Here is a 13,533-nt window from a genome sequence, read left to right as displayed (position 1 = left end):
AAAGAGAGAGAATCTCATTGGCTGAAAAGATTCTTGCTTAACGTCTAGATGAAGGACATTCCGAAGGTGTTGTGTTGAACAAATGATAGTAAATGCAAACGTAATAACAGGCGTTAACTGTTAGAGTGGAAATACGGATGGTGTAATGTATTTCAACTAGGGTGGCAACACGGGTAACTCTCGTCCCTTTTTCAGGGACGGGAGTTTATTTATGTTTATTAAAATTGGCAGAAATGTCTAAATTTTTCACCGATAATGATAGTAGTTATTGAATCAGGAGGAATGCGCAGTGATTAATGTACCACGAGGTACGCAAGATTTATTACCAGAAGAGACTGAAAAGTGGCAGTATGTTGAAGAAAAATTTAAAGCTTTATGTCGTACATATAATTATCAAGAAATTCGCACACCAATTTTTGAACATACGGAATTATTTCAAAGAGGTGTAGGTGATACAACTGATATAGTTCAGAAAGAAATGTATACCTTTAATGATCGTGGAGACCGAAGTTTGACTCTTCGACCAGAAGGAACAGCATCTGTTGTTAGAGCGTTTGTTCAACATAAATTGTTCGGAAATCCTACACAACCAACTAAATTGTTTTATATTGGACCAATGTTTCGATATGAGCGTCCTCAACAAGGAAGAATGCGACAGTTTGTTCAATTTGGGGTCGAAGCATTAGGGAGTGCAGATCCAGCTATAGACGCAGAAGTAATGGCTTTGGCGATGAATATTTATGAAGGATTAGGGCTTAAGTCATTGAAGCTTGTTCTAAATAGTTTAGGTGATAATGAAAGTAGAACAAATCATCGAGATGCATTAATGAAACATTTTGAACCACATAAAGAAGAACTATGTAATGATTGTCAAGTGCGTCTTGATAAAAACCCATTACGTATACTGGACTGTAAAAAGGATAAAGATCATGAAGCAATGAAAACCGCACCATCCATCTTAGAGTATCTTAATGATTACTCTCAAAATTACTTTGAACAGGTAAAAGATTATTTAGATCAAATGGGCATAGAATACGTGATTGATAAGAATTTAGTTCGAGGCTTAGATTATTACAACCATACAGCATTTGAAATTATGAGTAATGCATCTGGTTTCGGTGCAATCACAACATTATCAGGTGGTGGCCGCTACAATGGTTTAGTAGAAGATCTTGGTGGTCCAGAAACGCCAGGAATAGGATTTGCTCTTAGTGTGGAGCGTTTGCTAATGGCACTAGATGCAGAAGGTGTTGCTTTACCATTAGATAACAGCTTGGATTGTTATGTAATAGCAATGGGAGATAATGCAGAGAAAAAAGCAGTTGAACTTGTTTATACATTAAGAAAAGCTGGTATTCAAGTAGATAAAGATTATCAAGGTAAAAAATTCAAAGCACAGTTCAAGACAGCTGATCGCTTGAATGCAAAATATGTTCTCATCTTAGGTGAAGAAGAATTAGCCAATAATGTTGTGAATGTAAAAGATATGGCAACAGGTGAGCAAAAACAAATAAGAATAGCTGACATTGAAACAACATTGGAAAAATTGGTTACAGGAGGTACAAATTAAATGCAGCAATCAAGAGAGTTAGCAGGAAAAGTAAGAAAAGACGATGTTGGTAAAACCATTTGTTTAAAAGGATGGGTACAAAAACGTCGGGACCTAGGTGGTTTGATTTTTATTGATTTGCGTGATCGTTCAGGAATTGTGCAAATTGTTTTCAATCCAACCGTTTCTGAACCAGCATTAGCAATTGCTGAAACGATTAGAAGTGAATATGTTATAGAGGTGACGGGTCAAGTAGTTGAACGTAGTAATGACACGGTTAATGAAAAAATGGCAACTGGTAAAGTGGAAGTAGTGGTAGAAGGAATAAACGTTCTAAATGAAGCAAAGAATCCTCCTTTTTCTATTTATGAAGATAAAGATATTACAGAAGAATTACGTTTAAAGCATAGATACTTAGATTTAAGAAGACAATCGATGCAACAGACGTTTCAATTAAGACATCAGGCAACCCAAGTTATTCGTCAGTTCTTAAATGAAGAAGGTTATTTAGAAATGGAAACGCCAATGTTAACCAAAAGTACACCAGAAGGGGCACGTGATTATCTAGTTCCTAGTCGTGTTCATCCTGGTCACTTTTATGCTTTACCACAATCACCACAATTATTTAAGCAATTAATTATGGTTGCAGGATTTGAACGATATTATCAATTTGCACGTTGCTTCCGAGATGAAGACTTACGTGCTGATCGGCAGCCGGAGTTTACACAAATTGATATTGAAACATCATTTATGTCTAGTGATGAAATTATAGAAATGACTGAACGAATGATGAAAAAAACGATGAAAGAAGTAAAGGGAATTGAGTTGGCACTTCCTTTCCCGCGTTTGCGATATGAAGAAGCAATGGCTCGTTATGGTTCTGATAAACCGGATACGCGTTTTGATATGGAACTTATAGATGTATCAGAGATTGTGAAAGATTCAGGGTTCAAAGTCTTTAATAGTACGGTTAAGTCTGGTGGAAAAGTAAATGCTATTAATGTCAAAGGACATGCTACCACTTACTCTCGTAAAGATATTGATAAATTAACTGAATTTGTCAATGTTTATGGTGCAAAAGGTTTAGCTTGGCTAAAAGTAGAAAGTGAAGGGTTGAAAGGTCCAATTGCTAAGTTCTTTACTGAAGAAGAACAACGAGCAATAGCTAAGACACTTCAAGCAGAAACAAATGATTTATTACTATTTGTTGCTGACAAGCAATCTATTGTTTATGATAGCTTAGGTGCATTGCGTCTCAAGTTAGGTAAAGAGTTGAACTTAATTGATGAAAGTCAATTTAATTTCTTGTGGGTTACAGATTGGCCATTATTAGAGTATGATGATGAGGCAGGAAGATATTTTGCAGCGCATCACCCATTCACTATGCCAGCTTATGAAGATATTGATAAGCTAAGTGCGAATCCGGAACAGGTAAAAGCACAAGCGTATGATCTAGTATTAAATGGTTTTGAACTTGGCGGTGGTTCCTTAAGGATCTACAAGAAAGAGCTACAAGATAAAATGTTTGAGATTTTAGGTTTCTCAAAAGAAGAGGCGGAAGAACAGTTCTCGTTCCTATTACAGGCGTTAGAGTACGGTACACCACCACATGGGGGAATTGCTCTCGGGTTTGATCGCTTGGTTATGTTATTGGCTGGAAAATCTAATTTGCGCGACACCATTTTATTCCCGAAAACAGCGTCTGCAATGGATCCACTAACAGAAGCGCCAGGAACCGTTAGTGATGATCAGCTTGATGAGTTAAGTCTTGTACTACAAAATCAAACAGACACGAAATAACAATAGAAACGCTTACATTTTGACTTGAAATTTAATTAGTTCTATGCTAATATTTAGACATAAGGTAATAAATGTAGTGCACATTCCTGATGTGTTCGTTGGATTATTAATGTTTTGACCGAACATTTATAATATTGGGAGCTTGGTGTTTTTATGTGGCGTACACGCCTAACTTTTGGACGTATAAAGCATAAAACAAAGCACCCACCTGCGAAGAGCGGGCCAAAACTTTTAAGAAAGACGGCACGATCGGGATTGTACTACTATACATAAGAAAAAGAGTACCCACTTGGGTGCTCTTTTTTTAACTATTTAGCATACCGTATGCTTTACCATTCTTATTCTATCTAGCTACTTGTTCTAAGTTACCATTCTTTTCCATTCTAAATGTTGGTGTAGTAGGATCTTCTTGATCTTGGAATACTACCATTTTTCGAGCCCGATCCATAATTTGCAAGAATGCTTGATAATCAGCTTGGACTGTTTCAAGTTGTTTTTCTAAGTGTTTTATTTCTTTTTGTAGTTTTTCGTTTTCATTATGTAAATGATCACGTTCTTGTTCTACTTTTTCAATGCTTTTTTGTGAACGATCTGTTTCTTCCATCTCTTTTTTTACTGTTCTTAAATATTGAATGACTTGGTTTAAATTTAGTTCCTGTACTTCAACAGGTTTGACATCTGAAACAGTAGTATGGTTGATAAATGCTTTTTCGATTGTTTGTTGTGCTTTTTTATTTTCTGAATGAAAGGAATGGTTCAAATGATTTTGTTGTGTTGATATTTTTCTTTTTCTTTCTTTTCGTTGTCTTTTTGCAATGGAAACCGCTTGTTCATAACGTTGTCTTACCTCTGCATTCCATCTAAAACCACAAGCAGCTGATGTTCGATTTAATTTATCTCCAACCTCTTCAAACGCATTTAACTGTGTGCTGCCTTCACGGATATGTCTAAGTACCGTTTCTGCTAATAATAGATCATCCTCATGTGACCAAGCGTCTTGTCTTACTTTTGCCAATATTATCACTCCTTAACTCTTTTCTATCTAGTAACTTTGTATTATAAAACTATTTACTTGATAGGAACTAATATTGTTTTTTACTAGTATGATCAGAAATGACTGGCAATATACAAAAGTTAATCTAAATTATCATAGATTTGTTTAAATGCACGTTCTACTTTACTGGTTTTCTTTGGTTGATAGTATTTTTTATGCTTTAGTTTATCAGGTAAATATTGCTGTTTAACCCAACCGCTTTCATATTGATGGGGATATTGATAATCTATTCCTCTACCTAAACTTTTCGCACCTTGATAATGTGCATCTTTTAAATGTGGAGGAATATCTCCTATGTCTCCATGCTTTATATCAGCTAACGCTTGGTCTAAAGCCATGTAGGCTGAATTTGACTTAGGTGAGAAACATAATTCTACAACCACAACAGAAAGCGGTATACGAGCTTCAGGAAAGCCTACTCGTTCAGCGGCCTCAACAGCGGCAAGAGCCCTGGGTCCTGCCTGTGGATTAGCAACACCAATATCCTCATAAGCACAAACAATCATTCTGCGAGCGATGCTCTCTAAGTCACCAGCTTCAATTAATCTACCTAAGTAATGTAGCGCAGCGTTCACATCACTACCTCGAATGGATTTCTGGAAGGCAGAGAGTACGTCATAATGTGCGTCACCATTCTTGTCATGCGAAAAACTTTTCTTCTGCATACAAGCTTCTGCAATATAAAGTGTAAGATTAATTCGGCCTTGTTGATCTTTTGGAGTTGAGTAGGCAGCAAGTTCTATCCCATTTAGTGCCGCACGTAAATCTCCATTTGCAGCCTGTGCAAAATGGGTATAGGCATCATTGGATATATGAATTGGTAAGTTGCCAAGACCGTTTTGCTTGTCTACTATCGCTCGATTAATAGCTACCTTTACATCATCTGGTTCTAAACGCTCTAATTCAAATAAATGTACACGACTTCGTATCGCTGGATTAATGGAATGATAAGGGTTACTGGTTGTACAACCAATTAGTGTAATAAGATTACTTTCAACATGTGGCAATAAAAAGTCTTGCTTAGCTTTATCCAATCGGTGTACTTCATCTAAAACAACGACTAGTTGTCCTGACATTTTTGCTTCTTCAATGACAATTTCCATGTCTTTTTTTTTATCGACTACTGCATTTAACAATTTATATCTCATATGGAGACTCTTTGCTAAAGCAATAGCCATTGATGTCTTCCCAGTACCTGGAGGTCCAAACAAGATCATCGAGGCCAAACGATTTGCCTCCACCATGCGCCGAATCATCTTGCCTTCGCTAACTAGATGTTCTTGACCAATGATATGGTCTATATGTGAAGGTCTCATTCGATAGGCTAGAGGGTTTTGTACCATAATATATATTCTCCTTTAATGTATGATTAACTTGACTTATAATTAATAAATAGCTAAAATATTACTTTGTTTTCAAGCATTCTATTTTATTGCTTTCTCTAGCGTACTGATAACCTTTTGAAAATGCAAGAATAATACCATTCATGCTATACTATAAGCTAGTGAAAGCTCTACTATTTAATTAAATGATTTTTATTATGAATAAGGACTTTAAACTAGGAAACGTATTCCTAGTTTAATAAAAAATTATGAATGATATAAGCGTATAAAACTACTTTTCGATAAATGAATATGTTGAACAGGGGAGTGTTAGGGTGAAAATATCTACTAAGGGTCGTTATGGACTAACCATTATGATTGAATTAGCCAAACGGGTTGGAGAAGGACCTGTTTCATTGAAAACAATAGCTAAGGAAAAGCAACTATCTGAACATTATTTAGAACAACTCGTACCACCTTTGCGTAATGCCTGTTTAGTTAAAAGTGTTCGCGGTGCATATGGTGGATATATGTTGGCAAAAGATGCAAAAGATATAACTGCAGGGGATATTATCCGTATTCTAGAAGGCCCTATCACACCAGTAGAAGGTATTGAGAATGAAGAACCAGCTAAACAAGCACTATGGATTAGAATTCGTGATGCAGTAAAGAATGTATTAGATACGACGACATTAGATGATCTATCTAAATATAATGAAAATGATCAACAAAGTCAGGAACCGTATATGTTTTATATTTAAAGATAGAAAAGCAAGCTAAGTTCATTATAGAAAGAAGGCGAAAAAGATGGATCCAATATACCTTGATCATGCGGCAACTGCTCCAATGCACCCTGAAGTCATAAAGGTAATTAATAAGGCAATGGAAGATACATTTGGTAATCCATCAAGTGTGCATCATATTGGAAGAAAAGCACGAAAAGAATTGGATAAAGCTAGATATGCTGCAGCAAAAAGTATTGTAGCCAATGAAAAGGAAATTACTTTTACAAGCGGTGGAACAGAAGCAGATAATATGGCGCTAATAGGAATTGCTTTTGCAAATAAAGCAAAAGGAAATCATATTATAACGACAAAAGTAGAACATCATGCTATTTTACATGCGGCTGAATATTTAGAAAAAAAAGGGTTTCGAGTGACTTATTTACCGGTAAATGAAGCTGGAGAGGTAGCAATTGAAGATGTTCAGCAAGCGTTAACGAACGAAACAATCTTAGTTTCGATTATGATGGTCAACAATGAAACAGGTTCTATTCAACCAATTGAACAAATTGGAGAGCTACTCCGAGATCACCAAGCCTATTTTCATACCGATGCGGTACAAGCATATGGATTACTTTCTATAGATGTGCAACAGCTGGGTGTGGACTTATTAAGTACTTCTGCCCATAAGATTAACGGTCCAAAGGGTATTGGTTTTCTTTATATTAAACAAGGTACACATTTTGAAGCGTTGCACCATGGTGGGGAACAAGAACGGAAACGTCGCCCTGGAACAGAAAACATTCCATCAATTATAGGTTTTCAAAAAGCAATTGAACTCGTTAAAGAAAACATGTCAGAACGAATGGAAAAATATCAGGTGTATAAACAGTTATTTATTGAGGGCTTAAGAGAAAGTGGTGTAAAATTTTCCATAAATAGTTCTAATCATGCGGTTCCGACAATTATTAATATTAGTTTTCCATATACGAATGTAGAAGCATTATTAATGAATTTTGATTTAGAAGGTATTGCTGCTTCCAGTGGTAGTGCTTGTACTGCTGGATCCGTTGAGCCTTCCCATGTGTTATCGGCAATGTTTGGGAAAGAGCATGAAAAAACCCTTAATTCCATCCGTTTTAGCTTTGGAATAGCGAATGATGAAGAACAAGTGAAAAGAGCTGCTAAGCATATTGCAGCTATCGTTAAACGATTAAGTAAGAAAGAAATGAGGTGAGAAAGTGACTGATAATAGTAATATACGTGTAGTAGTAGGGATGAGCGGCGGAGTTGATTCTTCTGTAACAGCTTTGTTACTTAAAGAACAAGGGTATGATGTGGTAGGTATTTTTATGAAGAACTGGGATGATACAGATGAATTTGGTGTTTGTACAGCGACAGAAGATTTCGATGATGTCGTTCGTGTTTGTAATCAATTAGATATTCCATATTATGCGGTAAACTTCGAAAAACAATACTGGGATAAGGTCTTCACTTACTTTCTGAATGAATATAAAGCTGGTCGCACACCTAATCCAGATGTTATGTGTAACAAAGAGATAAAATTCAAAGCCTTTTTAGAACATGCATTATCATTAGGTGCTGATTATGTAGCAACAGGTCACTATGCTCAAGTAAGAAAAGTGGAGGATCGCTATGAGATGCTTCGTGGAGTGGATAACAATAAAGACCAAACGTATTTCTTGAATCAGCTTTCTTCTGATGTATTATCAAAAGTCATGTTTCCTTTAGGGCATTTACCGAAAAAAGAAGTACGTCAAATAGCGAAAGAACGTGGATTGGCGACAGCAACGAAGAAAGATAGTACCGGTATTTGCTTTATTGGTGAACGTAACTTCAAAGAATTTCTAAGTGCATATTTACCAGCTCAGCCTGGAAGAATGGAAACAATGACTGGTGAAGATAAAGGAAAACACGAAGGATTAATGTATTATACGATTGGGCAACGTCAAGGATTGGGTATTGGTGGCCCTGGAGAGCCATGGTTTGTCGTAGGAAAAGATTTAACAAAAAATGTTCTTTTGGTCGAACAAGGATACGATAATGTTTATTTATATTCAGATGGATTAATTGCAACAGATGTAAATTGGATTAATGAGACACCAACCCAAGCTATTGTTTGTACTGCAAAGTTTCGTTACCGCCAGAAAGATAGTAAAGTAACCGTAGTTCCATTAGATGATAATCGTGTAGAAGTTATATTTGATGAGAGTGAACGGGCTATCACGCCAGGTCAAGCAGTGGTGTTCTATCAAGACGATGTTTGTCTAGGGGGAGCAACAATAGATCAAATATTTAAAGATAACAAACGTTTAGATTATGTAGGTTAAACAAATACAGAACAGACTGCGTTTCTGTTCTGTATTTTCATAATAATAGAAAGGTGAATGGATTACATGGAAGAGATGAATCAAGGTATTCAATATATGCAAGAAGGTAAATATCAAGAAGCAGCGCAATATTTTAATGAAGTGATCGAACAATCTCCGAATGATCCAGTAGGTTATATAAACTTTGGAAATTTATTATTACATATAAATGATTTTGATCGCGCTATTCGTTTTTTTCAAAAAGCTATTGCTTTAGATGATAAAGCTGGGACAGCATATTATGGCTTAGGAAATTTATATTTTGAGAAAGAGGATTATGCTAAAGCACAACGTTATTATCAAAAGGCTATTCATTATGGACTTAAAGAAGCGGATGTATTTTTTATGTTGGGTTTATCCTTTCAACAACAAAATCATGATAAACTGGCATTACCATATTTTCAGCGCGCAAAAGAATTGCAACCGGATGATGAGGTTATTCTATTTCAATATGGTCTATCTTTAGCACAAACGGAACAGTTGTCTCTCGCAAAAGAAATATTTGAACAGGTATTAGTTATTAATGAATCACACAGTGATGCACATTATAACTTAGGTGTTACACTGCTATTTGAAGACGATACAGAATTGGCGCTACATCATTTAAACGAAGCAATCAAATTACAACCAGATCATGCGTTAGCTTTAGATGTGAAGGAAAAGGTAGAAGAAATCGTGCGGCAAAACGAGGAATAATGATGGCAAAGGAGTCATTCTGTGATGGAAAAAATACAAACAAATAAGGAAGATCGATATATAAAAGGAGAACTTATTCATACAATTTTTTCTAATCAACAGGAGCATTTTTCTATTGCGAAAATTAAGGTGCTTGATACGAATGAATCATTTGCTGACAATGAATTAGTAATTAAAGGATATTTTAGCGAATTAGCCATTGGGGAACCATATATTTTTCAAGGGCATTTTGTTGATCATAAAAAATTTGGTCGACAATATCAAGTGGAACATTACCGTCGATTTATTCCGGATACAAAAGAAGGGTTAATTGCCTATCTTTCAAGTGACTTATTTCATGGAATCGGAAAGAAACTAGCGCAACGAATTGTGGAAAAGCTCGGAGACACAGCTATTTCTAAAATATTAAAAGATGGTAGTGTATTAGATTCTATAAAAGGGCTGACCAAGGAAAAAGCTGAAAATTTAACGCGTAGTCTCCAAGAACATCAAGGATTTGAGCATATCGTTATTCACTTAGCACAATATGGTTTTGGTTTAAAAATGGCTCAGAAAATTTATGCCACATATCAAGAGAAAGCCATTGACATTCTTGAGAATAATCCATATCAGTATGTTTTTGATATCGAAGGATTTGGTTTTATGCGTGCAGATGAGGTGGCCAAACAAAATAATTTAGAAATGAGCCATCCTATGCGACTCCAAGCAGGTTACTTATACTCTTTACAAGAATCTGTACAAGATGGTCATGTATATTTGCCAATTGATGAATTGATTACTAGAACTAGTCATTTAATTCAAACGTCTCGTTATCAAATTTCAGAAAAGGAACTAATTATACAACTTGAAGCATTACATAGCAGCAAACATGTCATTATTGATAATAAACTTGTATACTTACCAGTTTTATACTATGCGGAAACAGGATTTTGTACGCAATTAAAGCGTACGATTGAACACCCTGTTGATAATGAGATCGTTGAGTCCGATTTGTTGAAAATTGTTGGTGAAATTGAAGAAGAAGAGTATTTAAGTTATGGAAAAGAGCAGTTCCAAGCAATCAAGCAAGCCCTATCAAAAAAGATTATGATTTTAACTGGAGGTCCAGGTACAGGGAAAACAACGGTTATCAAAGGGATTCTACGTGCTTATAGTCATTTACATGATATGTCACTTGATCCAAGATCATATGACAAAAAATCAGATTTCCCCTTTATTTTGACTGCTCCAACTGGAAGAGCTGCCAAGCGAATGACTGAATCAACTGGATTGCCTGCAGTAACTATTCATCGACTATTAGGTTGGGATGGAAATGATAGTTTTGAAAAAGACGAAGGGAATCAATTATCTGGAAAATTGTTAGTAGTAGATGAATTTTCTATGGTAGATGTTTTTTTAGCGAACCAATTATTTAAAGCGATACCTAATCAAATGCAAGTATTATTAGTAGGGGATGAGGATCAGTTACCATCGGTAGGTCCTGGTCAAGTACTTGCAGATTTGTTAGCAAGCGATTGTATACCTGCTGTTAAACTCGATGAAGTCTATCGTCAAAAAGAAGGATCAAAGATTATTCAGCTTGCACATGAAATTAAGCAAAATCAAGTATCTATGGATTCATTATCTAAAGCTTCAGATTTTAATTTTATTGGCTGCAATGAAGAGCAAGTAATAGAAGTAATCAAGCAAATACTAAACAAAGCACAGTCAAAAGGACTAGATGTAAAAGAGATGCAAGTAGTCGCTCCAATGTATCGAACACAAGCTGGGATTCATCGCTTAAACGAAGAAATTCAACAACTAGTTAATCCAAAGACAAAAGGAAGAAGAGAGCTTAAAACACGAGATGTTGTTTTTCGGACAGGTGATAAGGTCATTCAATTAGTCAACCAACCAGAAGATGGCGTGTTTAATGGAGATATTGGAGAAATCACAGCCATCAAGCAAGAAGATGAATCAGAAGAGCAAGAAGAACAAGTTATCATATCTTTTGATGAAAAAGAGATTGCTTATAATCGTCAAGATCTTTTAAATATTATGCATGCTTATTGTATCTCTATTCACAAGTCACAAGGGAGTGAGTTTCCTATTGTCATTTTCCCAATTATCTCGAGTTACCGTCGAATGTTGAAGAAAAATTTATTGTACACTGCTATTACTCGAGCAAAACAATCACTTCTACTGTGTGGTGATAAAGGTTCATTTATAAAAGGTGTACAAAAAGTTGATGAAAATAGTAGGTATACGACCTTAACAGAAAAGCTACAACTTCTATTGGACGGAAAGTTGGTATTTTCTGAACCAGAGCAAGTGGTTACCGATGAAGACGAATTATCTCCGTATGATTTTTTATAAAAATAAACTATCGAATAAGCCATCAATTCTTGATCTAATAACAGGATATGTGTGTTTATGTTGTAGAACTCCTAGAATAGTAAGCACCTTACCTACTAATACGCTTTAGCTAGTGTTATCATCACTTCCCGTAAATTTGCTCTATTTTACTATTATATTTGTATATATTTGTTTTTTCTTGGGAAAAATGAAAGTAAAAATAGTAGCAGGAGTGAGATTATTGCATTGTCCAAATTGCAAAAGCAAAAATATTGGTAGGATAGGAAACCAACATTACTATTGTTGGGAATGTTTTATAGAATTAAAGTTAATTGAAAATGTGCTTCATATGGACCAAGTCGAAGAAGATGGCTCCTTAAGTTCATTAGATGATCTTTTTACTGAAGAAGATCGAACATTACAAGGATAATGAACACTTTTTTTATAAGGAGTAATGGATATGCTTTCAAAAAGAATGATTAGAAAGTGGCTTTCTATTTTTATTGTTGGAATCGTAATTTTACTCTTTATCTATTTGTTGCATCTATTATTTCCTTTTTATCGTCAACTACTTACGGTAATGATTAAAATCTTAACGCCTTTTCTTATTGCAGCATTTATTGCATATTTATTGCATCCTTTAATTGAAAAGATCCATCAATATCATGTTCCTAGAAGCATTGTGATTATTGGTATTTATATCTTGTTTTTCGGAGGGATTATAGTTGCTTGCTATCATGCATTTCCGGCATTAGTCAAGCAAATGAAAGATTTGCAACAAAGTTTACCTAACTTCTTTGATACATATCGCTCTACAATATACCAGCTATATGAAAAAACTGCTTTTTTGCCTGAATCTTTCCACGATCAGATGGATATGTTTTTTAATCATTTGGAAACGAGCATTGAAAATTGGGTAGCAAACATATTAAAACAGGTTACAAGAATCATGGACATTTTTATGGTTATAGCGGTGATCCCTGTTTTAGTATTTTATATGTTAAAAGATTTTCACTTAATAAAATCAAGTTTAATAAAGTTATTTCCAAGGAAATATCAGCCAAAGGTAAAACAACTTTGGCCAGCGGTTGACCAAGGGTTGGGTAGCTATATACGTGGTCAACTTATTGTTTGTTTTTTTGTGGGCTTGACATCGTATTTGATTTTATTATTAATAAAGATGAAATATCCACTTGTATTAGCAATTATTATGGCAGTAACAAATATCATTCCATATTTCGGTCCAATTATTGGTGCGTTACCAGCAATTATTATTGCTTTCACCATTTCAACGAAACAAGTCATATATGTTGCCTTAGGTGTGGTTTTTATTCAAATTATTGAGGGGAATTTATTGTCACCATATATCGTTGGAAAAAGCGTTCATCTCCATCCAATTTTAATTATATTAATTTTACTTGTTGGTGGAGAAATCGCTGGAATTATCGGTATGATTGTTGCTATTCCACTAGCAACTGTTGTTAAAGTTGTTATTTATCAGAGTAAAGACAATAACCTTCATTCTTAATGGATAGCATTTTTAAAAAAATAGTCGCATTTTTTGCAAAGTGATGAAATATTGACAGAAAAGCGAAAATTAACTATAATATCGTAGCATAGTAAGTAAAAAAGCGTTGATAAACAGTAGTATGTAACAGACCATTTC

At 35.0% G+C, this 13,533-nt stretch carries 11 protein-coding genes, 1 other RNA gene and 2 other annotated features (2 of these 14 only partly in view); of the genes, 10 read left to right on the top strand and 2 right to left on the bottom strand.

Annotated elements, in window-relative coordinates; genetic code table 11:
* Positions 1-191, top strand: a binding site (T-box leader); it begins 40 nt to the left of the window's first position.
* A 98-nt stretch (positions 192-289) separates the two neighbouring features.
* The 3 genes from hisS (at position 290) to ssrS (ending at position 3,609) form a co-directional block, all read left to right on the top strand.
* Positions 290-1,570: a histidine--tRNA ligase gene (gene hisS, locus BN1058_RS05870; RefSeq protein WP_255307006.1), complete on the top strand. Its 1,281-nt coding sequence runs from the start codon at positions 290-292 to the stop codon at positions 1,568-1,570.
* Positions 1,571-3,349, top strand: coding sequence for an aspartate--tRNA ligase (gene aspS, locus BN1058_RS05865; protein WP_090854218.1), 1,779 nt, complete (start codon positions 1,571-1,573; stop codon positions 3,347-3,349). It abuts the gene before it with no gap.
* 80 nt (positions 3,350-3,429) lie between these two features.
* Positions 3,430-3,609, top strand: a non-coding RNA gene (gene ssrS, locus BN1058_RS05860) — 6S RNA.
* 83 nt (positions 3,610-3,692) lie between these two features.
* On the opposite strand, the gene BN1058_RS05855 is transcribed toward ssrS, so the two are convergent.
* On the bottom strand, positions 3,693-4,373 hold the full coding sequence (locus BN1058_RS05855; RefSeq protein ID WP_369688245.1) for an RsfA family transcriptional regulator: 681 nt from the start codon (positions 4,371-4,373) through the stop codon (positions 3,693-3,695).
* A gap of 110 nt (positions 4,374-4,483) precedes the next feature.
* Positions 4,484-5,746: a replication-associated recombination protein A gene (locus BN1058_RS05850; protein ID WP_090854213.1), complete on the bottom strand. Its 1,263-nt coding sequence runs from the start codon at positions 5,744-5,746 to the stop codon at positions 4,484-4,486.
* A 314-nt stretch (positions 5,747-6,060) separates the two neighbouring features.
* On the opposite strand from BN1058_RS05850, the gene BN1058_RS05845 reads away from it, so the two are divergent.
* From BN1058_RS05845 to BN1058_RS05815, 7 genes are all read left to right on the top strand, one after another.
* The gene (locus BN1058_RS05845) at positions 6,061-6,486 is read left to right on the top strand and encodes a cysteine metabolism transcriptional regulator CymR (RefSeq protein WP_090854210.1); all 426 of its coding nucleotides are present in this window, start codon (positions 6,061-6,063) and stop codon (positions 6,484-6,486) included.
* Between the two features lie 46 nt (positions 6,487-6,532).
* The gene (locus BN1058_RS05840) at positions 6,533-7,684 is read left to right on the top strand and encodes a cysteine desulfurase family protein (RefSeq protein ID WP_090854207.1); all 1,152 of its coding nucleotides are present in this window, start codon (positions 6,533-6,535) and stop codon (positions 7,682-7,684) included.
* 4 nt (positions 7,685-7,688) lie between these two features.
* A complete protein-coding gene (mnmA, locus tag BN1058_RS05835) occupies positions 7,689-8,798 on the top strand; it encodes a tRNA 2-thiouridine(34) synthase MnmA (RefSeq protein WP_090854204.1) in 1,110 nt (369 codons plus the stop codon).
* Positions 8,799-8,864: 66 nt separating this feature from the next.
* Positions 8,865-9,533 (top strand): tetratricopeptide repeat protein, encoded by a 669-nt coding sequence (locus BN1058_RS05830; RefSeq protein WP_090854201.1) that lies wholly within the window; start codon positions 8,865-8,867, stop codon positions 9,531-9,533.
* Positions 9,534-9,557: 24 nt separating this feature from the next.
* Entirely contained in the window at positions 9,558-11,888 is a 2,331-nt protein-coding gene (locus BN1058_RS05825; protein WP_090854198.1) for an SF1B family DNA helicase RecD2, read from the top strand.
* 187 nt (positions 11,889-12,075) lie between these two features.
* On the top strand, positions 12,076-12,297 hold the full coding sequence (locus BN1058_RS05820; RefSeq protein WP_090854196.1) for a hypothetical protein: 222 nt from the start codon (positions 12,076-12,078) through the stop codon (positions 12,295-12,297).
* Between the two features lie 30 nt (positions 12,298-12,327).
* Positions 12,328-13,395 carry an AI-2E family transporter gene (locus tag BN1058_RS05815; RefSeq protein ID WP_255307005.1) on the top strand — a complete coding sequence of 356 codons (1,068 nt, stop codon included), beginning with the start codon at positions 12,328-12,330 and terminating at the stop codon, positions 13,393-13,395.
* A 97-nt stretch (positions 13,396-13,492) separates the two neighbouring features.
* Positions 13,493-13,533: a binding site (T-box leader), on the top strand (it continues 167 nt past the right edge of the window).

Source organism: Paraliobacillus sp. PM-2 (genome assembly GCF_001368815.1).
In the GTDB taxonomy this organism is placed as follows: domain Bacteria; phylum Bacillota; class Bacilli; order Bacillales; family Amphibacillaceae; genus Paraliobacillus.
The sequence above is the reverse complement of the archived record's forward strand: the minus strand, read 5'-3'. Positions and strand labels throughout refer to the sequence as shown.

Bases quoted from the DNA above. Each gene is read 5' to 3' on its own strand.
- BN1058_RS05840 (WP_090854207.1), top strand. From the start codon at position 6,533: ATGGATCCAATATACCTTGATCATGCGGCAACTGCTCCAATGCACCCT.
- BN1058_RS05850 (WP_090854213.1), bottom strand. From the start codon at position 5,746: ATGGTACAAAACCCTCTAGCCTATCGAATGAGACCTTCACATATAGAC.
- BN1058_RS05820 (WP_090854196.1), top strand. From the start codon at position 12,076: ATGAAAGTAAAAATAGTAGCAGGAGTGAGATTATTGCATTGTCCAAAT.
- BN1058_RS05830 (WP_090854201.1), top strand. From the start codon at position 8,865: ATGGAAGAGATGAATCAAGGTATTCAATATATGCAAGAAGGTAAATAT.
- aspS (WP_090854218.1), top strand. From the start codon at position 1,571: ATGCAGCAATCAAGAGAGTTAGCAGGAAAAGTAAGAAAAGACGATGTT.
- BN1058_RS05825 (WP_090854198.1), top strand. From the start codon at position 9,558: ATGGAAAAAATACAAACAAATAAGGAAGATCGATATATAAAAGGAGAA.
- BN1058_RS05815 (WP_255307005.1), top strand. From the start codon at position 12,328: ATGCTTTCAAAAAGAATGATTAGAAAGTGGCTTTCTATTTTTATTGTT.